Origin of the sequence: Kocuria sp. p3-SID1428, from assembly GCF_025149945.1 — a bacterium.
In the GTDB taxonomy this organism is placed as follows: domain Bacteria; phylum Actinomycetota; class Actinomycetes; order Actinomycetales; family Micrococcaceae; genus Kocuria.
This window is the reverse complement of record NZ_JALXVH010000025.1, coordinates 1-20,875: the sequence shown is the minus strand read 5'-3', so window position 1 is coordinate 20,875 and position 20,875 is coordinate 1. Positions and strand designations below refer to the sequence as shown.

The following is a 20,875-nucleotide window of genomic DNA, read 5'->3' as shown; positions in this document are numbered from 1 at the left end:
CGCTCATGACGGCACAGGGCACAGGCACCGTGGGCAAGGCGACGGACATGCTGCGCCTGCTCGGCGAGCACCCTGACGGCGCGACCGCCCGCGAGCTCGCCGACGCCTCGGGGCACCACTTCTCCACCGCGTACCGGCTGCTTCGCACGCTGGTGGACACGGGCTTCGCGGAGTACTCGAACCAGGACAAGCATTATCGGCTCGGCCTGCCGGTCTTCCAGCTCGGACAGAAAGTCGCCCACGCCCGCGGCTTCGACGCCTCCGCCTCCCCGGTGCTTCAGGGCGTCGTGGAGGTCACCGGTGAGAGCTGCCTCCTGGCAGTGCTGCACGGCGATCGCTTCCTCACCACCGCCAAGATCGACGGCCCCGAGTTCCGCGTCACCACGGACCCAGGAGATCAGGGGTTCCTGCACTCGTCGGCGCTGGGACGGGTCCTGCTGGCCTTCGCCCCGGAGCAGGAGCGCGAGCAGCTGCTCCGGACGATCCCCCTCACTGCTCGGACCACGTCCACCGTGGCGCAGCGCGAGCGGCTGCGCGAGCTCGTGACCGAGACCGTCGAGCAGGGATATTCGGCCCAGTCGCAGGAGTATGACGACGGCGTGGCCGCGATCGCCGTGCCCGTACTCGACGGCTCCGGCAGACTGATCGCCGCCCTCGGGCTGGCCGCCCCGATCTTCCGCAGCGACCGGGAAGCGCTGGAGTCCCGCCTCCCCCTGCTGCGACGGGCAGCCGAGCAGCTCTCAGCCGTGCTGCCGCCCAGACCCAGCTGAGGCCGCACCACCCGAACAGAGCACATCAGCACAGCCAGCCCCACGCATCCGCTCATCGCGACCCTGCCACCGAAGCAGTCCCCCGAGAAGGAGACCCACCCATGACCCGCCCCCGCATCCTGGTCCTGAACGGGCCCAACCTGAACATGCTCGGCACCCGCGAGCCGGAGATCTACGGCTCGCAGACGCTGGAGGACATCCGGGCCCTGGTCGTCGAGCGCGCTGAGTCCCTGGGCGTCGAGGTCGAGTTCCTGCAGTCGAATCACGAGGGCGAGCTGATCGATGCCCTTCAGAAGGCCCGCGGCACGCACCTGGGCTGCGTGCTCAACGGCGCGGGGCTGACCCACACCTCGGTCAGCCTCCATGACGCCGTCAAGGCCTCCGAGCTGCCGACCGTCGAGGTGCACCTGTCCAACCCGCACGCCCGCGAGGATTTCCGCCACCTGTCCTACCTCTCCCCGGTGGCCGAGGCCGTGATCGCCGGGGCAGGGGCCCACGGCTACCTCTACGCGCTGGAGCTCCTGATGACCCGCTACGGGCAGGACGCAGTGGCATGAGCGAGCGCACCCTGCTGCTGGGACTGATCGGCGACGACATCTCGCTGTCGCGCACTCCCCCCATGCACGAGGCCGAGGGCATGGCCCAGGGGCTGCCCACGATCTACCGGCGCCTGGACACCCTTTCCCCCGGTCTGCGGGATCGCCCCCTGGCGGAGGTCCTGCACGCTGCTCGGGACCTGGGCTTCGACGGGCTGAACATCACGCACCCGCACAAGCGCGCCGTCGTCGGGCTGCTCGACGAGATCGACGATGACGTCCGCCGCCTGGGTGCGGCCAACACCGTCGTGATCCGGGCGGACGGGGCCCTGATCGGGCACAACACCGACGTCTCCGGCTTCCGCCGCGGCTTCCTCGACGGGCTGTCCGGCGTGACCACGGAGACGGTCCTGCAGATCGGCACCGGCGGGGCCGGCACAGCGGTGGCCTCGGCGCTGGTCTCCATGGGCGTCGGGCAGCTGCTCGTCAGCGACCTGGATCCGCAGCACGCGCAGGAGCTCGTGGACTCGCTGAACCTCGCGGCCGGCCGCGCCGCGGCGCGCGCCCTGCCCCCGCAGCAGGTCGCCGAGATCCTGCCGGGCTGCGACGGCGTGGTCAATGCGACGCCCATGGGGATGTCGGCCCACCCGGGGACCTCCTTCGACACCGCAGTGCTGGAACCTCGGCAGTGGGTTGCCGAGATCGTCTACATGCCGCTGCGCACCCAGCTGCTGGAGGAGGCCGAGGCCCGCGGCTGCCGGGTCCTGGACGGCGGTCGCATGGCGGTGTTCCAGGCCGTGGACGCCTTCCGGCACTTCACCGGCCTGGAACCGGACCCCCAGCGCATGCGCGAGACCTTCCTGTCGATCAGCGCCTGAGGGACTGCCCGCGCGAGGCTGATTTCACTTCCCCCTCGGATGCCCCTACACTGGCAGGGTTGCCGCGACGCGAGTCCGGCGCAATCGGGATGTGGCGCAGCTTGGTAGCGCGCCTCGTTCGGGACGAGGAGGTCGCAGGTTCAAATCCTGTCATCCCGACACTCACCAGGGCGAAGGCCCCGGACCCAGGACATGGGCCGGGGCCTTCGTCGTACCCGCGGAGCCGAGCCTCCGCCGCCCGGTCCCGCACTGACTATCAAGTCCGCACTCACACCGCCCTGCTGCTTGTCGGCATCGTCGTCACCCTCCTCGCCGGCACTGCCCTGAGCGAGCGGCTGCAGCTGCCCGCGCCCATGGTCCTCATCGCGCTGGGCGTGATCGGTTCGCTGCTGCCCTTCGTTCCGGTCGTCGAGCTCGGTCCCGAGCTCGTGCTCGTGGGACTTCTGCCGCCGATGCTGCAGTCCTCGGCGCTGCAGACCTCGATCATCGACATCCGGGCGAACCTGACCTCGGTGATCCTGCTGTCCGTCACGACGGTGGTCGTCACCACCTTCACCGTCGGCTGGGTCCTGCACCTGCTGATGCCAGACATCCCCTGGCCGGTGGCCCTGGCGCTGGGCGCGGTGGTGGCCCCACCGGATGCCGTGTCCGCCAGCGCCGTAGCCCGGCGGATCGGACTGCCCCGCAGGATCGTGACCGTGCTCGAGGGCGAATCCCTGCTCAATGACGCCACCGCGCTCGTCTCACTGCGCACCGCGATCGCGGCGATCACGGGTGCGGTGGGCCTGGGCTCGATCTCCCTGGACTTCCTCATCGCCGCCGGAGGGGGCGCCCTGATCGGGCACAAGGCTCCCGTTGTGCAGGCTTCGGGGTCCCGGATCACGAAGCGGACCACCTGGACCACCGTGGCCTTCCTGCTCGAGCACGCGATCTTCCTGCTGATCGACCTGCAGGTGGTCTCGATCGTCACCGGCCTGGACGTCACGGTCGCCCGGTCGCGCGTGGTGCTCGTCTGCGCCGGCGTGCTCGCCGCGGTCATCGTCACCCGCATGGCCTGGGTCCTGCTGACCCACTGGCTGCGTGGGCTGCGCACCGCACCCGCGGACCGGGAGCCCTGGTCCTACGCGATCCTCACCGGCTGGGCCGGGATGCGCCGCGTCGTCACGATCGCCGCCGTGTTCATCATCCCGGCCGATGTCCCTCACCACGACCTGCTCGTGCTTTCCGCGCTCGTGGTGATGCTGGGCCCCCCCGCATTGCGACTGGCTGCCCGAGGCGGTGTGCCTGGACGAGCGGGGCTTCGTGCTCACCGGCCCGGACATCCCCACCGAGCACTGGCAGGGGGATGTGCCGCCTGCGCAGCTGTCCACCGCGGTGCCGGGCGTGCTGTGCGCCGGCGACGTGCGTGCGGGATCCATGAAGCGCGTCGCCTCGGCCACCGGCGAGGGGGCGGCGGCGGTTTCGCTGATCCACGAGCACCTCTCGGCCCTGCCCGAGCGGCGCTGAGAAGACCCCGGGAAACGTTGAGCGGCCCCTCCATGGGCAGAAGGGGCCGCTCGTCGTTCCACCTCAGGGACCTGCTCCGCGCCGTCCTGCGAGGGGATCCAGTCCTCGCGCGGCTGCCCGGAACCGAGGCGGTGGGGAGAGCACCAGACCTCGAAGGTCCTTCAGGAGCGATACCGATCCGGACTCCGCGCTGCGCCCTGGCTCCGGGAGGTGGAACATCCCGGGGGTGCGGCGAGGAGTTCCTCACCGAGTCGTTCAGCCGCGTCTGGTCGTCACGGCTTTCGCTCACTACGAGTATCCGATGACTCCATGCATTCGCACTATGGACTTTGGTCCAGGTTCTCGAGATCTTCTTCCGAGGACTGAGCTCCGAGGCCGTGCGGCGGTGTCGATCAGTCGACGGCGTCGACCTCCAGGAAGGGCCCGTCGGTGCTGAAGCTGCGCCCCGTGAGCCGCTCGAAGGCCTCGATGTAGCGGGTCCGCGTGGGTTCCACGACGTCGGCCGGCAGAGCGGGCGCCAGACCCTGGCCGTCCCAGCCGGAGGCCTCGCTGCGCAGCCAGTCGCGCACGTACTGCTTGTCGAATGACGGCTGCGAGCGCCCCGGCTGCCAGGTCTCGGCATCCCAGAACCGGGAGGAGTCCGGTGTCAGGACCTCATCGCCCAGGGTGATGGCCCCGCGGTAGGAGTCCAGGCCGAACTCGAGCTTGGTATCGGCCAGGATGATCCCCCGCTCGCGCGCGATCGCCTCGGCGCGGGCGTAGATCTGCAGGCTCAGCTCGCGCAGCCGCTCCGAGACGGCCGTGCCCATGCCCTCGGACATCTCCTCGAAGGTGATGGGGAGGTCGTGCTCGCCGACCTCCGCCTTGCCCGTGGGCGTGAAGATGGGCTCCTCGAGCCGCGAGCCGTCCTCCAGCCCCTCGGGAAGGGCCACGCCGCAGATCTCGCCGTCGCGGCGGTAGTCCTTGAGCCCGGAGCCGGTCAGATAGCCGCGCACGATGCACTCGACCGGGAACATCGAGAGGTTCTTGCAGATCACCGCCCGTCCGCGGACCTCCTCCGGGACATCGGTGCTCCACAGGTGGTTGGGGACCTCGCTGAGCTGCTCGAACCACCACAGCGACAGCTGGGTCAGCACGACGCCCTTGTCCGGGATCTCGGTGGGCAGGACCTGATCGAAGGCCGAGATGCGATCGGTGGCCAGCACCAGCACGCTTCCGGCGCGGTACTCGGCGTCATCGCCCACGGACACGCCCGTGGCCGCCATGTACTCGTCCTCGGGGACGTAGAGCTCGCGGACCTTGCCTGAGTAGATGTGCCTCCACCCCGGCAGCTGCGGCGGTGCGGGATGGCCCGGGAACTCGGGGTGCTCGGTCTGACCGCGCTCCTGGGCTGCGCCCTGCGCGGCGGCAGGGGCCACATCCTGCTGGGCTCGAGCCTCGGCGCGCAGCGCGCCCTCGGCGATGTCAGTGCGGTGCTGCGAGCCCTCCAACCCGATCAGCTCCACGCCGCGGTAGGCCCTCTCGCGGGCCTGGGCCAGGTCGTCGCTCAGCGCCACGACCGACAGCACCCGGCCGCCGGCGCTGAGCACCTGGTCGCCCTGCGCCCCGGTGCCGTGGGCGGTGCCGGCGTGGATGACCTCCACGCCCTCGAGCGCCTCGGCCTGCTCGATCCCGGTGATCGGATCGCCGGTGCGCACGGTGCCCGGGTAGCCGGCCGAGGCCACGACCACGGTGACCGAGCTGCGAGGGCTCCAGCGCAGCGGCAGGGGGCCGTCGTCCGGCGAGGCCTTCTGCTGAGCCAGCTCTCCGCGGGCCGCCGCCTGCAGCAGCTGCCCCAGGGGCGATTCGAGCCGGGCGAGCACCGACTGGGTCTCGGGGTCGCCGAAGCGCACGTTGAACTCGATGACCTTCAGTCCCTCGGCGGTCACGGCCAGGCCGCAGAACAGCACGCCGTTGAACGGGGTGCCCCGGCGGGCCATCTCCTCGAGCACCGGACGGGCCACGGTCGCCACGACCTCGTCGGCGAAGCCGGCCGGAAGCCACGGCAGCGGCGTGTAGGCGCCCATGCCTCCGGTGTTGGGGCCTTCGTCGCCATCGAAGATCCGCTTGAAGTCCTGGGCCGGGGTCAGCGCCACGGCCTCGGTGCCGTCGCAGAGCACGAACAGCGAGACTTCGGGACCGTCCAGGTGCTGCTCGATCACCACGGCCGAGCCCGCCTCCAGGCAGGCCAGCGCGTGCGCCAGGGCCGCCTGGCGATCCTCGGTCACCACGACGCCCTTTCCGGCGGCCAGGCCGTCGTCCTTGACCACGTGCGGGGCGCCGAACTCGTCGAGGGCGTCCTGGACCTGCTGCTCCGTGGTGCAGGTCCGAGCCTGCGCCGTGGGCACCCCGGCCTGCTCCATGACCTCCTTGGCGAAGGCCTTGGAGCCCTCCAGCCGCGCGGCCTGCGCCGAGGGCCCGAAGACGTCGATGCCCTCGGCCCGCAGGGCATCGACCACTCCGGCCACGAGCGGAGCCTCCGGGCCGATGACCACCAGGTCCGCGCCGATCGAGCGCGTCAGGCCCAGGACCGCAGCGGGATCCTGGGCGTCGACCGGATGGACCGGCGCATCCCGGGAGATCCCGGCGTTGCCGGGGGCTGAGTGCACCTCCCTCACGGCCGGATCTCGCAGGAGGGTGCGGACGATGGCGTGCTCTCGACCGCCTGAGCCGATGACCAGAATCTTCACGTGCCCAGCCTAGTGCCGACCAGCGGCCGGGCGCGCGGGCCGTCGGATGACCGATACTGGGGCCATGACGACGCAGAATCCGAGCCCCGACGAGACCTTCGCCGCCTCCTCCGCCGTGGAGATCGCCCTCCTGCGGCGCAGCGGCTTCGTGGAGACCCGCCACCTCGGCTCCGCGGTGGTGACGGGTCCGGACGGACGGCGGCTGATCAGCCTGGGCGATGTCGACACGCCGATCTTCCCGCGCTCGACGCTCAAGCCGTTCCAGACCATCGCCGCCATGAACGCGGGGGCGATCCTCAGCCTGGGCCAGATCGCGATCGCCTCCGGGTCCCACCGGGCCGACGACGACCAGGTCGCCGCTGTGCGCTCGATCCTCGAGGAGGCAGGCGTCGAGGAGGCCACGCTGCAGTGCCCCGCCGTGGGCCGGCACCGCCCCCAGGAGAAGGACTCGCCCCTGTTCTACAACTGCTCGGGCAAGCACGCGGCCTTCCTGGCCGCCTGCGCGGTCAACGACTGGGATCCGCAGACCTACCTGGATCCGCAGCACCCGCTGCAGCAGGAGGTCCTGCGCGTGATCGCCGAGGTCACCGGCGAGCAGCCGGCCCTGGTGGGGGTCGACGGCTGCGGGGCTCCCCTGGCCGCCGTCTCGCTGAGCGGGCTGGGCCGGGCGTACTCGTCGCTGGGGGCCGCCGCGCGCAACATCCGCGCCGAGGCCCGCATGGCCACGGTCGCCACCGCCATGCTCGACTACCCCGAGTTCGTCGAGGGCCCTGGCCGGTCGAACACCGTGATCATGGAGCAGCTCGACGTCATCGCCAAGCTCGGCGCCGAGGGAGTGCTGGGCCTGGGCACCACCGGCGGATACTCCGTGGCCGTCAAGACCCTCGACGGCTCCAGCCGCGTCAACGCGCTCGTGGGCCTGAACCTGCTGGTCGCCGCCGGGGCGATCGACCCCGGGCGGGCCCGGCCCGTGATCGAGGACGTCGCCGAGCGCATCACGGGCGCCGGAGAGCTCGTGGGCGGCTTCGAGCTGGCACCGGCCGTCGTCGAGGAGCTGGCCGAGCACGGCCAGGGCCCGATCGAGCCGGCGGGCGCGCGGAGGCGCAGCTGATGGCCCGGCGCCGGATCGACCCCGCCGACGGCACCTTGGCCGTGGCCGCGTGGCGGCGCGAGGACGAGCCCCCGCGCCGCACGGTGGCCACCGCCGTGCGCTTCACCCTCGAGGAGCTGGCCGAGCGCGCGCCGGGCAACTCGGTGGAGGTCCGGGTGCCTCCGCTGGGCGTGACCCAGTGCATCGAGGGCCCTCGCCACACCCGCGGCACGCCGCCGAACGTGGTCGAGACCGATGCCCGGACGTGGCTCGAGCTGGCCACGGGCCGCCTGAGCTGGGCGGATGCCGTGGCCGAGCGCCGGGTCGCGGCGTCCGGGACGCGCACCGACCTCTCAGGCGTCCTGCCGCTGATCGGCCCCTGAGACGCACACCTCCTCGCAGGGTTCGCCCTGGCGGAAGGTGCATGCCTCCGCGGCCGTTATCCTGAGACCCATGCCCTCCGCTGACTCCCCGACCACGCCTCCTCACGGCTCCGCGGCCTCCGCCGAGGACCAGGACCGGCTCACCACCCTCAGCCTGCGAAGGGCGCCCAGGGTCTCCGTGTTCCTGAGCACCGGCGCGGTGATCGGGCTGATCGCAGGCCTGGTCATCGGAGTGGTCGGATCGGGCAGCGTGGAGTTCACGACCGCCCAGGTCATCGGCTACATGGCCGTGATCTTCGGACTGCTCGGCATGGCCCTGGGCGCTGTGGCCTATGTGCTCGCCGACCGCCTCTCGGTGCGCCGGGCTCGGGACGTGCAGGCCCATGTGGAGTCAGGCAGGCCCGGAGAGCAGGACCGCCGTGAGTCCCCTGCCCACGAGGGCGGCGAGCGCCCCGGCGCCGCGCCGCATGACCGATCCGCCGACGTGGGAGACTGAACCCGTGCTGCGACCCGATGGACGACTGACCCACGAGACCTTCGACGACGACAAGGCCCCCCAGGACGAGTGCGGGGTCTTCGGCGTCTGGGCCCCCGGCGAGGACGTCGCCAAGCTGACCTACTTCGGCCTCTACGCGATCCAGCACCGGGGCCAGGAGTCCGCGGGGATCGCGGCCTCCAACGGCGAGCGGATCAGCGTCTACAAGGACATGGGCCTGGTCTCCCAGGTCTTCGACGAGACCACGCTGAACACCCTGATCGGGCACATGGCCGTGGGGCACTGCCGCTACTCGACCACCGGCGGCTCGACCTGGACCAATGCGCAGCCGACCCTGGGCGCCACTCCCCACGGCACGGTCGCCCTGGCCCACAACGGCAACCTCACCAACTCCGCGGAGCTCTACGACCGCCTCATCGACAAGTCCGGATTCCCGTCGCGCGGTGAGATGGCCCGCGGCAACACCACGGACACGGCGCTGGTGACCTCGCTGCTGGCCGAGCACCCGCACGGCTCCCTCGAGGAGGCGGCGCTGGCACTGCTGCCCCAGCTGGTGGGCTCCTTCTGCCTGAGCTTCATGGACGAGCACACCCTCTACGCCGCCCGCGACCCCCAGGGCATCCGGCCCCTGGTGCTGGGACGCCTCGAGCGCGGCTGGGTCGTGGCCTCCGAGACCTCAGCCCTGGACATCGTGGGCGCCTCGTTCGTGCGCGAGGTCGAGCCCGGCGAGTTCATCGCGATCGACGAGGACGGGCTGCGCTCGCACCGCTTCGCCGAGGTCCGTCGCGCCGCCTGCGTCTTCGAGTACGTCTACCTGGCCCGGCCGGACACCGCGATCCACGGCCGCTCGGTCTACGAATCCCGCGTGGACATGGGCCGCGCGCTGGCCCGTGAGCACCCGGTGGAGGCCGACCTGGTCATGCCGACTCCCGAGTCCGGGACGCCGGCGGCGATCGGCTACGCCGAGGCCTCCGGCATCCCGTTCGGCAACGGGCTGGTCAAGAACTCGTACGTGGGCCGCACGTTCATCCAGCCCTCGGACACGATCCGCCAGCTCGGCATCCGCCTGAAGCTCAACCCGCTGAAGTCCGTGGTCGCCGGCAAGCGGCTGATCGTGGTCGATGACTCCATCGTGCGCGGCAACACCCAGCGCGCGCTGGTGCGGATGCTGCGGGAGGCAGGAGCCGCCGAGGTCCACGTGCGCATCTCCTCGCCGCCCATCAAGTGGCCCTGCTTCTACGGCATCGACTTCGCCAACCGCGCGGAGCTGATCGCCAATGGGCTGGCCGTCGACGACATCCGCGCCTCCCTGGGCGCCGACTCCCTGGGCTACATCTCCGAGGACGGCATGATCGAGGCCACCCGGCAGGAGCCCTCCGAGCTGTGCACCGCCTGCTTCTCCGGGCGCTACCCCACCGAGCTGCCAGCGGCCGACGCCCTCGGCAAGTCAGTCGTGGAGGCCCGGCGCGCGGCCGCGGCACCGCACGGACGCTCGGAGGCCGCCGCCGAGGCGAGCGCGGAGGAGACCGTCGAGGAGGCCTCGGGCGAGCGCATCCAGCTGGCCGAGGACGCGGAGATCTCCTCGGAGGTCGGATCCTGCGATCCGGGGCCCGATGCCGAGCTCGAGGACCTGGTCCTGGAGCGCGACACCCGCACCTCCGACGAGCACAGCCCGTCCCAGGGCTGAGCGCGGCCGCCGGCCCGCACCGCCAGATCCCCACGACCACGTCATCCCACGCCATCCCAGGAGCATCGTGACCGACCACAAGAGCACCGACGCGGCCCAGAGCATCACCTACTCCTCGGCCGGCGTCGACGTCGAGGCCGGCGACCGCGCGGTCGAGCTGATGCGTGCGGCCATCCAGGACACCCACTCGCCCCAGGTCGTCGGCGGTTTCGGCGGCTTCGCCGGGCTGTGGGACGCCTCCGCGCTGACCGGCTACCGCAAGCCGTACCTGGCCTCCTCCACGGACGGAGTGGGCACCAAGGTCGCGATCGCCCAGGCCCTGGACATCCACGACACCATCGGCTGGGACCTGGTCGGCATGGTCGTCGACGACATCGTGGTGGTCGGCGCCGAGCCGCTGTTCATGACCGACTACATCGCCACGGGCAAGGTGGTGCCCGAGCGCATCGCCGATATCGTGCGCGGCATCGCCGCCGCCTGCTCCGCGGCCGGCGCCGCCCTGGTGGGCGGGGAGACCGCCGAGCACCCGGGTCTGCTGCGCCCGGACGAGTACGACGTCGCCGGCGCCACGACCGGCGTGGTTGAAGCCGACGAGCTGCTCGGGCCGCACCGCGTGCGCGCGGGCGACGTCCTGATCGCCATGGGCTCATCGGGCATCCACTCGAACGGCTACTCCCTGGTCCGCCGCGTCCTGGAGGTGGCCGGCTGGTCGCTCGAGCGCGAGGTCGAGGAGTTCGGGCGCACCCTGGGCGAGGAGCTGCTCGAGCCCACCCGCGTCTACGCGGCCGACGTCCTGGACCTGGCCCGCACCTTCCCCGTCAACGGCCCCGACGGCTCGACCGGCTCGGGTGTGCGCGGCTTCACCCACGTGACCGGCGGAGGACTGGCCGCCAACCTGGCCCGCGTGCTGCCGCAGGGCACCGTGGCAGTGGTCGATCGAGGGACCTGGTCGGTTCCGCCGGTCTTCCAGCTGATCGGCACGCTGGGCGGCGTCCCGCAGCCCGATCTGGAGCGCACGCTGAACCTGGGCGTGGGCATGATCGCGGTCGTCGATCCGTCCGCGGCCGACTCCGCCCTGGCCCGACTGCACTCCCGCGGCATGGACGCCTGGATCATGGGCCAGGTCGAGGACCTGCCGGCCGACGGCCTGGGCGAGGGCCCGGACTGGGTCCAGGGCGCCAAGGGCGTCGACGGCGGCGCCGTGCACCTGGTGGGCGACTACGCCGAATGAGCCCGGGGCCCCGGGTGAGAGGTCGCACCTGCAGGCCTTCGATCGCGGCCGCGCTACCCACACCTTCCTGCCCATGACCCTCGTGCCCCGCGGGGAGTCAGCTCCGGGAGCACCAGGCAGTCGAAGAGCCCCCCACCGGACGGTGGGGGGCTCTTCGACTGCCGGTCGCACCGGCGGGGCCGTTCAGACCTCTTCAGGAGAGGGGAGGCTCAGCGGCGACGATCGTCGTACTCGTAGCTGTCCTGATCCTCGGAGTGCGAGTCGACCGCGCTGTCCTGGTCGTCCTCGAACGCCGGGCGCCGACTCTCGGTCGGCCCCGACTGCCGCAGCTCGCGCTGCAGTGCGGTGAGGTCGGTGTCGGGGGTGAAGTACTTCATCTCCCGAGCCTGTCGCGTTGCCTTCGCCTTTTGACGGCCGCGCCCCATGAGCGTGACCCCCTCTGTCTCTCGGTTCCGGTCGGCAGCCAGTCGACACACAGTGCTGCCCCGGTGATGTGCGTATGAATCGTGGCCCCAGGGTACACGTTCGAACGCTCCTGGATCGACCCAGCCCTACCTGGCAGAGACCTGGCAGTCGCCCCTCCACGGGAGGAAGGGGCGACCGCCGGGCGGCTGCGGCGTCTGACGATCAGTCGCGCTCGGCGGTGACGATCAGTCCGTCGCTGTCTATGCTCGGATCGACATCCACGCGGACGGTGTCGCCGTCGACGATGTCGCCGGCGAGCAGACCGCGGGCCAGCCGATCGCCGATCTGCTGCTGCACCAGGCGGCGCAGCGGCCGGGCGCCGAATGCCGGGTCGAACCCGGCTAGCCCCAGCCACTCGCTGGCCGCCGGGGTCACCTCCAGGCGCAAGCGGCGCGGCTCGAGGCGACGCGCCAGCTCGCGCACCTGGATCTCGACGATGTGCGACAGGTCCTCGGTGCTCAGCGGATCGAACAAGATCGTCTCGTCGAGCCGGTTCAGGAACTCCGGCTTGAACGAGGCATTGACCACGTTCATCACGGCCTCCCGCTTGGCGGTCTCGTCGAGCTCGGGATCCACCAGGAACTGGCTGCCCAGGTTCGAGGTCAGGATCAGGATCGTGTTGCGGAAGTCCACGGTCCGGCCCTGTCCGTCGGTCAGGCGGCCGTCGTCGAGCACCTGCAGGAGGATGTCGAAGACCTCGGGGTGGGCCTTCTCGACCTCGTCGAGCAGCACGACCGAATAGGGCCGGCGCCGCACCGACTCGGTGAGCTGACCGCCCTCCTCGTAGCCCACGTATCCCGGAGGGGCCCCGACGAGACGGGCGACGGAGTGCTTCTCCGAGTACTCCGACATGTCGATGCGCACCAGAGCGCGCTCGTCGTCGAACTGGAACTCGGCCAGCGCCTTGGCCAGCTCGGTCTTGCCCACGCCCGTGGGGCCGAGGAACAGGAAGGAGCCGATCGGGCGGTCGGGGTCGGAGACGCCGGCGCGCGAGCGGCGCACGGCGTCGGCGACCGCCTTCACGGCCTTCTTCTGGCCGATCAGGCGCCGACCCAGGATGGACTCCATCTCGAGCAGCTTCTCTGCCTCGCCCTGCAGCATCTTCCCGGCGGGGATGCCCGTCCAGGCGGAGACCACCTCGGCGATGTCATCGGCGGTGACCTCCTCCGAGACCATGAGCTCGCGATCGGCAGCGGCGTCCTCCTGCTCCTGTGCGCGCTCCAGCTCGTTCTGCAGAGCCGGGATCTCGCCGTAGAGCAGGCGCGAGGCCTCCCCCAGATCGCCGCTGCGCTGGGCGCGCTCGGCCTGCGAGCGCAGGTCATCGATCTGCGCCTTGAGATCGCCCACGCGGTTCAGCCCGGCCTTCTCCTGCTCCCACCGGGAGTTCAGGACATCCAGCTCGGCCTGCTTGTCCGCCTTGTCCTTGCGCAGTGCGGCCAGCCGCTCGACCGATGCGGGGTCGGTCTCCCCGTCCAGGGCCAGCTCCTCCATGGTCAGGCGGTCCACCTGGCGGCGCAGCTGGTCGATCTCCTCCGGAGCGGAGTCGATCTCCATGCGCAGCCGGGAGGCAGCCTCATCGACCAGGTCGATGGCCTTGTCCGGAAGCTGGCGCTGCGGGATGTACCGGTTGGACAGGCTCGCAGCCGCCACCAGGGCGCTGTCGGCGATCTGGACCTTGTGATGGGCCTCGTAGCGCTCCTTGAGCCCGCGCAGGATCGCGACGGTGTCCTCCACCGACGGCTCGCCCACGAAGACCTGCTGGAAGCGGCGCTCCAGCGCGGCGTCCTTCTCGATGTTCTCGCGGTACTCGTCCAGCGTGGTGGCCCCGATCAGGCGCAGCTCGCCGCGGGCCAGCATGGGCTTGAGCATGTTGCCCGCATCCATGGCGCCCTCGGAACCGCCGCCGGCGCCCACGATCGTGTGGATCTCGTCGATGAACGTGACGATCTGACCCTCGGAGGCCTTGATCTCATCCAGGACGGCCTTGAAGCGCTCTTCGAATTCGCCGCGGTACTTGGCGCCGGCGATCATGGCACCGATGTCCAGGGCGATCAGGGTCTTGCCGCGCAGCGACTCGGGGACGTCCCCGGCCACCATGCGCTGAGCCAGACCCTCGACGACCGAGGTCTTGCCCACGCCGGGCTCGCCGATCAGCACGGGGTTGTTCTTGGTGCGCCGCGACAGCACCTGGATGACGCGGCGGATCTCGCCGTCGCGCCCGATCACCGGGTCCAGCTCGCCCTCGCGGGCGATCGCGGTCAGGTCGGTGCCGTACTTCTCGAGTGCCTGGAAGGTCTGCTCGGGATCCGGCGAGGTCACGCGACGGTCACCGCGCACCTGGGGGATCGTCTCCTGGATGACCGCGGGCGAGGCGCCGGCCGAGGCCAGCAGCTCGGCCGCAGCGCCCTCGCCCTCGGCGAGGCCGTAGAGCAGGTGCTCGGTCGAGACGTACTCGTCCCCGAGCTCGCGGGCGAAGGCCTCGGCGGCCTTGACCGCCTGCAGGGCGGCGCGGTTGAACTGGGCCTGGTTGGCAGTGGCGCCAGAGACCGACGGCAGCGCGCCGAGCTTGGCGGTGACCGCCGCGGCCAGTGCGGCGACGTCCGTGCCTGCGGCCTCCAGGATGGCGACGGCGACGCCGTCGCGCTGCTGCAGCAGCGCGTCCAGCAGGTGCAGAGGCTCGATCTGCGGGTGGCCTCCGGTCGAGGCCGCGGCGGCCGCCGCCGAGACGGCCTCCTGCGAGCGAGTGGTCAGCTGAGTGTCCACAGGTTCCTCCTTGTTCCGGCGCTGCCGCCCGCTGCACTCCTGCGGACCTCGACGCCTCTTGTGTTGTCTTGACTTGAGTCTACTCCACTCAAGTTTATTGCGCCATACACCATGGGCACGGGCTTGCGCCACCGGAGTGATGTTCGACACCTCTTCCCGCTGTCTTCTCTACCATCGGGGCATGACCTCCACCTATCGCCTGTACCAGCATTTCGCCGCCCGCCCCCTGGGGAAGCGAGCGTTCTCCCTGGCCTACATGCTCAAGGCCCCCTACTTCGCCTCCGTGCGCCCGCAGGTGCTCGAGATGGCCCCGCACCGCGCCGTGGTGCAGATCCGCAAGCGGCGCGCGGTGCAGAACCACATCGGGACCGTGCACGCCCTGGCGGTCGGCAACGGGCTCGAGGCGGCCATGGGGCTGCTGGCCGAGGCCACGCTGCCGCAGGGCACGCGCTGGATCCCCAAGGGCATCCGGCTCGACTACGTGGCGAAGGTCCCCGGCGACGTCCGCTGCCTGGCAGAGACCGACCCGGCGGACTGGGAGCAGCCCCTGCCCTGCGAGGTGCCCGTGCGGGTCACGGCCCACCTGCGCGACGGCACCGAGGTGGTGCGCGGCGTCATCCCCCTGTGGCTCTCGGAGGCCAGGCCCTGAATGCCCTGCGGGGCCGCCGCCGGACTGGATAGTGTGGCCCCATTGCCCCGACGGCGCCGTGGCGGCGCAGTCCCGACCCGAAAGGCTCCGCGATGCCCACCTCCGAGACCGCGATCCGCGTCCGCCCGGCGAGCGCCGAGGACCTCGAGACGATCGCCGGAGTGATGGCGCTGGCCTTCACCGACGATCCGTGGGCCCGCGCCCACGCGGCGCCGGGCGAGGACCTCACCAAGCGGCTCGAGGCCCACTACCGCCTGCTGCTCGAGCAGGTCTGGCTGCCCCATGCTGCGGTGGACGTCGCGGAGCTGCACGGCGATCAGGGTCCCCAGATCCTGGGTGCGGCCGTCTGGGACCGCCCCGAGTCGAAGGCCCACGAGGACCCGGCAGCCCGGGAGGCCGAGCGCCGCGCCGGCGAGATCCTGGGGACGGACCCGCAGAAGCAGGAGCAGGACAGCCGCACCTACGACCGCCTGCACCCCCAGGAGCCGCACTGGCGCCTGTCCTACCTCACGGTGGCTCCGGCCGCGCAGGGCCGTCGCGTGGGCTCGACCCTGCTGGAGCACGGCCTGGCCCGCGCCGAGGGCCTGCCCGTGGGCCTCGAGTCGACCACCCCGGGAAGCCGCCGGCTCTACGAGCGCAGCGGCTTCGAGCTCGTGGAGCTGATCACCGACTCCGCCGGGGTGGAGCAGGCGGTCATGCGCCGCGGCTGATCCGCAGGGCGGTGCGTGCGTAGCCGATCCCGTTGAGCACGTGCAGCACGGCGCCGACCTGCACGCACACCGAGCCCAGGGCGGTGAGCCAGGACCAGTCGAAGGCCGGCCCGGCCAGCACCGCCACCAGGCCCAGCATGGTCAGGGCCGTGCGCAGCTTGCCCGCCCAGGTGACCGCCATGCCCTCGCGCAGGCGCAGCCGGACCAGCATGACCAGAAGCGCCACATCGACCGCGGCGATCACCAGGATCGCCCACAGCGGCAGCACGCCCTCGACCGTCAGCGCGATGATCACCAGCCCCAGGCCGATCCGGTCGGCGATCGGATCCAGCTTGGCGCCGAACTCGCTGAACTGGTCCAGCAGTCGGGCCAGGAAGCCGTCGACCCAGTCGGTCAGCGAGAAGATCGCCACCAGCACCAGCGGCATCCAGGGCCGCTCCTGGATCTGCAGGATCGCGATGACCGCCGGGATGATCAGCAGGAAGCGCAGCGCGGTGAAGGCATTGGGGACCGTGACCACGCCGCTGTCCGCATGCGACGACGACTGCGCAGCACGTCCCTGTCCCGCGGGCTCATCGCCTCGCAGGGACGGCGGCAGGAGTCCGTCGCGCAGAGCGGTCAGGGCCTTGTTCATGGTGCGGATCCGTTGTTCGGCGGGAGGGATGCAGGCGCGGTCACCGGAAGGAGTCGAGCCACTGCTCGCGCAGGCGGTCCTCGTCCTCGGGCTCAGGAGTGAGGGGCACGCCGCGGCTCAGCAGGCGGGTGCGGCGGACGTCGAGGGCCGCGGCCAGCAGGCTCGCAGCGGCCGCCGCGAACATCAGCACGCCCACGGTGTTGGCGAAGCCCGAGCTCAGCCCGGCGGTGGCACCGGGGAAGACCGCCAGGAAGATCGAGGCGGGCTCGCCGTGGACCAGGTCCGGCAGCAGCGCCCCCAGCACCACGGCCAGGGCCCAGGCGACGACCATGAGCCAGCAGGTCAGGGGCCGGGCACGGCGCTGGAGGTAGCGGCGGGCATCGGCGAGCACCATGCTCGCGGCGATCCACAGCAGGAGCGCCAGCGGGGCGCCCAGGGCCCCGAGCCAGATCGGCCAGCGCTGCCCGGGCCCGCCGACGGGCGCGGAGGACAGCGCGAGCCAGGCGGTCAGCAGCAGGGGCATCACCGGAGCCAGCAGGGGCACCGTCCGGGCGACGGCTCCGCGGCGTCGGGGGTCATCCAGCGGGTCGCTCATGGCTCCATCCTAGAAGCGCTCTCCGACGCTCCCGCCCAGCGCTCACGGGGCCGGGCACCGCACCGGCGGCAGTGGAGCTGCCGGCGGCGTGATAATCTCCGGAAGGGTCGGCGTCGACGAGGCCCCGTGCTGCAGGAGGTGTGCCATGGCTGATCGCCCCACGATCCCCCGCCCCCACGACCATGCCTGCGCGCAGACCCGCAGCGCCCATGCCGTCCCCGACGGCGCCGCCGCAGAGGCCTCCGGCCACAGCCACGGCCATGCGCACGGAGGCGGGCACTCCCACGACCATGCAGCGGGTGCGGGCCGTCGCCGCCTGGCCATCGCCTTCGCCATCACGTCGAGCATCCTGATCGCCGAGGTCATCGGGGCGGTGATCACCGGCTCCCTGGCCCTGCTCGTGGATGCCGCCCATATGCTCGTCGACGCCGGCGGTCTGCTGCTGGCCCTGCTCGCCGCCTCGCTGGCGGCCAGGCCGAGCTCCTCGCACCGGACGTGGGGCTGGCTGCGCGCCGAGATCCTGGCCGCGGGCATGCAGGCCGCCGTCCTGCTGGTGGTCGGCCTCTACGCGATCGTCGAGGGCATCCGCCGGCTGCTGGATCCCCCGCCGGCCGCGGACACGAACGTGGTGCTGCTCGCTGTGATCGGCGCCGTGGGCCTGGCGGCCAACATCGCCTCGCTGCTGGTGCTGTCGGGCGGGCGCGGGGATTCGATGAACATGCGCGCCGCCTTCCTGGAGGTGCTCAACGACGCCCTGGGCTCCGTCGCCGTGATCGCGGCGGCCGTTGTCATCCACTTCACCGGCTGGACCGGCGCCGATGCCCTGGCCGGCCTGCTGATCTCGCTGCTGATCCTGCCCAGGGCGCTGGTGCTGCTGCGCGCGTCCGGCTCCGTGCTGCTCGAATCCGCCCCCCGCGGACTGGACGTGGCCGAGGTCCGCGAGCACCTGGAGACCGTCCCGCACGTGGCGGCGATCCACGATCTGCATGCCTCCGTGGTGGCCACCGGGGTTCCCGTGCTCACCGCGCACGTGGTGGTGGACGAGGACTGCTTCCATGACGGCTCCCTGCCCGCCGTCCTGGACGCGCTGCAGCTGTGCGCGGTGGAGCACTTCCCCGTGGCCGTGGAGCACACCACCTTCCAGCTCGAGCCCGCATCGCACCGCCGCCACGAGGCCCTGGGCCCCGCCCACGGCTGAGGCCGCGCCGCCCCTCGGCGTCACCTGTTCCCCTCTGCAAACCGGATGGCTACCCTGGATGGCGTGCCCCCGACGCCGAAGGAGGCAGATCATGGCACGCCGTCTCTTCTCCGAGCTCTCGCCGACGACCTATCAGATCGCCCTCGCCCGCCGCCGGATGCAGCGCAGGATCGCCGACGGCCTCCGGCGCAGAAGCTTCGCGAAGAACACGACGCGGGAGTCGCTGCCGGCCAAGGTCTACACCCACAACTCGCTGATCCGCCGCCGCCTGGGCAATGCGCAGCCTGAGCTGCAGGAGGGCAAGGCCGTCTCCCTCGGTCTGGCCGCACCGCACGTGGACGGGATCCTGATCTGCCCCGGGGAGACCTTCTCCTTCTGGCGGCTGGTGGGCGAGCCCAGCGCCCGACGCGGCTTCCAGCCCGGCGTGGTGATCTTCGACGACCACGCGGAGACCGGGGTGGGAGGCGGGCTGTGCCAGTTCACCAACCTCCTGCACTGGATGGCGCTGCATTCGCCCCTGAGCATCGGGGAGCACCACCATCACTCCGGGCTCGATCTCTTCCCCGACTTCAAGCGGCAGATCCCGTTCGGCACCGGGACCTCCATCGTGTGGAACTTCCTGGACTACCGGCTGCGCAACGACACCGACATGACCTTCCAGTTCCGGGTCCGCACGGATGAGGAGCACCTGCGCGGCGAGCTGCGCGCAGATGCTCCGCTGGCCCAGAAGTTCCACGTCCGCGAGGAGGACGGGTGGTTCTACGAGGCGCTGGACCCGCAGACCGGGAAGCTGCAGGTGCGTCGGCACAACATCGTCAGCCGCAGCACGAGGGACAAGCGCACGGGCAACATCGTGGCGAGCGAGACCCTGCTCGAGAACGACGCCCTGGTGGTCTACGACCGCGACCGGATCAGCGAGCCGATCCGTCCGCTGCCGGAATCCGTCCGCGCCCCGCGCCGATAGGCTGGGGGGCATGTCCCCTCGCACCTTCCCCCAGGCCGTCCTGTTCGACCACGACGGCACCCTGATGGACACCGAGCCCCTCTGGGACCTGGCCAAGCGGCGGCTGGCCGCTGAGCACGGCGGCACGTGGACCGCCCAGGACACCGAGGATGTCATGGGCCGGTCGATCGGGCTGACGCTGCAGCGGCTGCGCGAGCGCGGCGTGGATCTCGAGGACCGGGCCATGGGCGAGCGCCTGGTGCTGCTGTCCCGCGAGCTGCTGCGCGAGCAGGACCCGGAGCTCATCCCGGGTGTCGAGGCGCTGCTCGAGGAGGTGGCCGCTGCCGGCATCCCGGCCGGGATCGTCACGAACGCCACCACCGAGATCGCCGAGCACACGGCCGCCAAGGGCCCCGAGAACATGTTCGACGTCATCATCGGCGACCGCGAGCTCGCCCAGGGCATCGCCGCCAAGCCGTCCCCGGAGGGCTACCTGGAGGCCGCTCGCCGCCTGCGGGTGGACCCGGCGCAGTGCATCGCGATCGAGGACTCCCCCTCCGGCGTGGAGGCCGCCCAGGCCGCGGGCATGACCGTGGTCGTCGTCCCCGGCGCCCTGCCCGTGGACCCGCAGCGGGGAACAGTCCATCTGGCCGATCACCGCCAGCTCTCCCTGGCCCTGCTCGAGTGGCTGGATCCCCAGCACCGCTCGTGGCCCAAGGCCGTCCTGCTCGATCACGACGGCACCCTGGTGGACACGGAGCCCGAGTGGGCCATCGCCAAGCGCACCGTGGCCCGCTCGTTCGGCCAGGAGTGGACCGAGGAGGACGACATGGCCACCCTGGGCCGCACCGTCCAGGAGTCGGCGCAGCTGATGCTCGATCGCGGTGCGCAGGGAGAGCTGCAGGAGGTCACCGACCGCATCGGCGCCGAGGTGGCGGCGGCCACCGCCGAGCACGTCCCCTTCCTGCCCGCACGCCGGCAGCTGCTCGACGAGCTCGCCGAGGCCGCGATCCCCGCCGCGATCGTGACCAATGCGCTGGCCGCGGTCATCGCGGGCACCGCGGCGGCAGCCCCGCACGCGATCCGTGCGGCGGTCTCGCGCGAGGACGTGGAGCACGCCAAGCCGCACCCGGAGCCCTATCTGACGGCTGCCGAGCGGCTCATGACGGCCCCCGAGGACTGCATCGCCGTGGAGGACTCGATCGCCGGCGCCCAGTCGGCCACTGCCGCCGGCATGCCGGTGGTGATCGTCCCCGGTGAGCGCGAGGTCCCCACCGAGCCCGGCTTCGTGCCCGTGGCCCGGCACGAGGACGTGACCCTCGAGCTGCTGCGCTCGATCGGCCCGCTGGTGCCCGAGCTGCCCCGCTGTGACATGACGGCAGATCTGCAGGCGGATCCGTCCGAGGCCTCCGCTCGGGCAGATGGAGCCGATCGCTCCCGCGCCGAGCTCGAGCGGGCCACCCGACGCCCCGCCAGCCAGGTGCTGCGCCTGAACCGCGGCTGATCCCCCGAGCCTGCGGGCACGGCAGAAGCCCGGGACCTCCTCACGAAGATCCCGGGCTTCTGGCATATCCGGGTCCGGTCGTCCTGGGAGGACGGGGCCCGGAGGCGG

19 protein-coding genes and 1 tRNA gene are annotated in these 20,875 nt (G+C 71.6%); 15 read left to right on the top strand and 5 right to left on the bottom strand.

Annotated features, from left to right (window positions below; translation table 11 throughout):
* Positions 1-5: 5 nt before the first annotated feature.
* The 5 genes from M3E84_RS07115 (at position 6) to M3E84_RS07095 (ending at position 3,995) form a co-directional block, all read left to right on the top strand.
* On the top strand, positions 6-770 hold the full coding sequence (locus M3E84_RS07115) for an IclR family transcriptional regulator (protein WP_259895522.1): 765 nt from the start codon (positions 6-8) through the stop codon (positions 768-770).
* A 101-nt stretch (positions 771-871) separates the two neighbouring features.
* A complete protein-coding gene (aroQ, locus tag M3E84_RS07110) occupies positions 872-1,327 on the top strand; it encodes a type II 3-dehydroquinate dehydratase (RefSeq protein ID WP_259895521.1) in 456 nt (151 codons plus the stop codon).
* A complete protein-coding gene (locus tag M3E84_RS07105; RefSeq protein WP_259895520.1) occupies positions 1,324-2,184 on the top strand; it encodes a shikimate dehydrogenase in 861 nt (286 codons plus the stop codon). Before aroQ ends, M3E84_RS07105 begins: the two co-directional genes overlap by 4 nt.
* Before the next feature lie 85 nt (positions 2,185-2,269).
* Positions 2,270-2,343: transfer RNA gene (locus M3E84_RS07100), tRNA-Pro, on the top strand.
* Positions 2,337-3,995: a cation:proton antiporter gene (locus M3E84_RS07095; protein WP_311200449.1), complete on the top strand. Its 1,659-nt coding sequence runs from the start codon at positions 2,337-2,339 to the stop codon at positions 3,993-3,995. Before M3E84_RS07100 ends, M3E84_RS07095 begins: the two co-directional genes overlap by 7 nt.
* An 87-nt stretch (positions 3,996-4,082) precedes the next feature.
* On the opposite strand, the gene purD is transcribed toward M3E84_RS07095, so the two are convergent.
* Positions 4,083-6,419 (bottom strand): phosphoribosylamine--glycine ligase, encoded by a 2,337-nt coding sequence (purD, locus tag M3E84_RS07090; protein ID WP_259895519.1) that lies wholly within the window; start codon positions 6,417-6,419, stop codon positions 4,083-4,085.
* Positions 6,420-6,483: 64 nt separating this feature from the next.
* Here purD and M3E84_RS07085 point away from each other — a divergent pair, with 64 nt between their 5' ends.
* The 5 genes from M3E84_RS07085 to purM all read left to right on the top strand — a co-directional run bounded on the left by M3E84_RS07085 (position 6,484) and on the right by purM (position 11,306).
* The gene (locus M3E84_RS07085) at positions 6,484-7,530 is read left to right on the top strand and encodes an asparaginase (protein WP_259895518.1); all 1,047 of its coding nucleotides are present in this window, start codon (positions 6,484-6,486) and stop codon (positions 7,528-7,530) included.
* Entirely contained in the window at positions 7,530-7,892 is a 363-nt protein-coding gene (locus M3E84_RS07080; protein ID WP_259895517.1) for a sterol carrier family protein, read from the top strand. The genes M3E84_RS07085 and M3E84_RS07080 overlap by 1 nt, the downstream gene beginning before the upstream one ends.
* Before the next feature lie 70 nt (positions 7,893-7,962).
* On the top strand, positions 7,963-8,388 hold the full coding sequence (locus tag M3E84_RS07075) for a hypothetical protein (RefSeq protein WP_259895516.1): 426 nt from the start codon (positions 7,963-7,965) through the stop codon (positions 8,386-8,388).
* Positions 8,389-8,392: 4 nt separating this feature from the next.
* Positions 8,393-10,075: an amidophosphoribosyltransferase gene (gene purF, locus M3E84_RS07070; RefSeq protein ID WP_259895515.1), complete on the top strand. Its 1,683-nt coding sequence runs from the start codon at positions 8,393-8,395 to the stop codon at positions 10,073-10,075.
* A 67-nt stretch (positions 10,076-10,142) separates the two neighbouring features.
* A complete protein-coding gene (purM, locus tag M3E84_RS07065; RefSeq protein ID WP_259895514.1) occupies positions 10,143-11,306 on the top strand; it encodes a phosphoribosylformylglycinamidine cyclo-ligase in 1,164 nt (387 codons plus the stop codon).
* 209 nt (positions 11,307-11,515) lie between these two features.
* Here the strand turns inward: purM and M3E84_RS07060 are convergent, their stop codons facing one another.
* Together M3E84_RS07060 and clpB are read right to left on the bottom strand one after the other, a co-directional pair.
* On the bottom strand, positions 11,516-11,731 hold the full coding sequence (locus M3E84_RS07060; protein ID WP_259895513.1) for a DUF3073 domain-containing protein: 216 nt from the start codon (positions 11,729-11,731) through the stop codon (positions 11,516-11,518).
* Between the two features lie 202 nt (positions 11,732-11,933).
* The gene (gene clpB / locus M3E84_RS07055) at positions 11,934-14,534 is read right to left on the bottom strand and encodes an ATP-dependent chaperone ClpB (protein ID WP_259895512.1); all 2,601 of its coding nucleotides are present in this window, start codon (positions 14,532-14,534) and stop codon (positions 11,934-11,936) included.
* 181 nt (positions 14,535-14,715) lie between these two features.
* Between clpB and M3E84_RS07050 the strand changes: the two genes are divergently transcribed.
* Both M3E84_RS07050 and M3E84_RS07045 read left to right on the top strand, forming a co-directional pair.
* A complete protein-coding gene (locus tag M3E84_RS07050; protein ID WP_259895511.1) occupies positions 14,716-15,183 on the top strand; it encodes a hotdog fold domain-containing protein in 468 nt (155 codons plus the stop codon).
* Between the two features lie 92 nt (positions 15,184-15,275).
* Positions 15,276-15,893: a GNAT family N-acetyltransferase gene (locus tag M3E84_RS07045; protein ID WP_259895510.1), complete on the top strand. Its 618-nt coding sequence runs from the start codon at positions 15,276-15,278 to the stop codon at positions 15,891-15,893.
* Here the strand turns inward: M3E84_RS07045 and M3E84_RS07040 are convergent.
* A complete protein-coding gene (locus M3E84_RS07040; RefSeq protein WP_259895509.1) occupies positions 15,877-16,527 on the bottom strand; it encodes a CDP-alcohol phosphatidyltransferase family protein in 651 nt (216 codons plus the stop codon). The two genes, M3E84_RS07045 and M3E84_RS07040, sit on opposite strands and share 17 nt — an antisense overlap.
* A gap of 40 nt (positions 16,528-16,567) precedes the next feature.
* Complete coding sequence (locus tag M3E84_RS07035) at positions 16,568-17,122, bottom strand: hypothetical protein (protein ID WP_259895508.1); 555 nt, start codon at positions 17,120-17,122, stop codon at positions 16,568-16,570.
* 145 nt (positions 17,123-17,267) lie between these two features.
* Between M3E84_RS07035 and M3E84_RS07030 the strand changes: the two genes are divergently transcribed.
* From M3E84_RS07030 to M3E84_RS07020, 3 genes are all read left to right on the top strand, one after another.
* A complete protein-coding gene (locus M3E84_RS07030; RefSeq protein ID WP_259895507.1) occupies positions 17,268-18,320 on the top strand; it encodes a cation diffusion facilitator family transporter in 1,053 nt (350 codons plus the stop codon).
* Positions 18,321-18,411: 91 nt separating this feature from the next.
* Positions 18,412-19,284: a VanW family protein gene (locus tag M3E84_RS07025; RefSeq protein ID WP_259895506.1), complete on the top strand. Its 873-nt coding sequence runs from the start codon at positions 18,412-18,414 to the stop codon at positions 19,282-19,284.
* Between the two features lie 10 nt (positions 19,285-19,294).
* Positions 19,295-20,767, top strand: coding sequence for an HAD family phosphatase (locus tag M3E84_RS07020; protein WP_259895505.1), 1,473 nt, complete (start codon positions 19,295-19,297; stop codon positions 20,765-20,767).
* Positions 20,768-20,875: the final 108 nt, after the last annotated feature.

What these genes read in the sequence shown, in the direction of transcription:
- M3E84_RS07105 (WP_259895520.1), top strand. Translation starts at nt 1,324, where the DNA reads ATGAGCGAGCGCACCCTGCTGCTGGGACTGATCGGCGACGACATCTCG.
- M3E84_RS07020 (WP_259895505.1), top strand. Translation starts at nt 19,295, where the DNA reads ATGTCCCCTCGCACCTTCCCCCAGGCCGTCCTGTTCGACCACGACGGC.
- M3E84_RS07030 (WP_259895507.1), top strand. Translation starts at nt 17,268, where the DNA reads ATGGCTGATCGCCCCACGATCCCCCGCCCCCACGACCATGCCTGCGCG.
- M3E84_RS07075 (WP_259895516.1), top strand. Translation starts at nt 7,963, where the DNA reads ATGCCCTCCGCTGACTCCCCGACCACGCCTCCTCACGGCTCCGCGGCC.
- aroQ (WP_259895521.1), top strand. Translation starts at nt 872, where the DNA reads ATGACCCGCCCCCGCATCCTGGTCCTGAACGGGCCCAACCTGAACATG.
- M3E84_RS07035 (WP_259895508.1), bottom strand. Translation starts at nt 17,122, where the DNA reads ATGAGCGACCCGCTGGATGACCCCCGACGCCGCGGAGCCGTCGCCCGG.
- M3E84_RS07080 (WP_259895517.1), top strand. Translation starts at nt 7,530, where the DNA reads ATGGCCCGGCGCCGGATCGACCCCGCCGACGGCACCTTGGCCGTGGCC.
- M3E84_RS07060 (WP_259895513.1), bottom strand. Translation starts at nt 11,731, where the DNA reads ATGGGGCGCGGCCGTCAAAAGGCGAAGGCAACGCGACAGGCTCGGGAG.
- M3E84_RS07025 (WP_259895506.1), top strand. Translation starts at nt 18,412, where the DNA reads ATGGCACGCCGTCTCTTCTCCGAGCTCTCGCCGACGACCTATCAGATC.
- M3E84_RS07085 (WP_259895518.1), top strand. Translation starts at nt 6,484, where the DNA reads ATGACGACGCAGAATCCGAGCCCCGACGAGACCTTCGCCGCCTCCTCC.
- M3E84_RS07040 (WP_259895509.1), bottom strand. Translation starts at nt 16,527, where the DNA reads ATGAACAAGGCCCTGACCGCTCTGCGCGACGGACTCCTGCCGCCGTCC.
- M3E84_RS07115 (WP_259895522.1), top strand. Translation starts at nt 6, where the DNA reads ATGACGGCACAGGGCACAGGCACCGTGGGCAAGGCGACGGACATGCTG.
- M3E84_RS07050 (WP_259895511.1), top strand. Translation starts at nt 14,716, where the DNA reads ATGACCTCCACCTATCGCCTGTACCAGCATTTCGCCGCCCGCCCCCTG.
- M3E84_RS07045 (WP_259895510.1), top strand. Translation starts at nt 15,276, where the DNA reads ATGCCCACCTCCGAGACCGCGATCCGCGTCCGCCCGGCGAGCGCCGAG.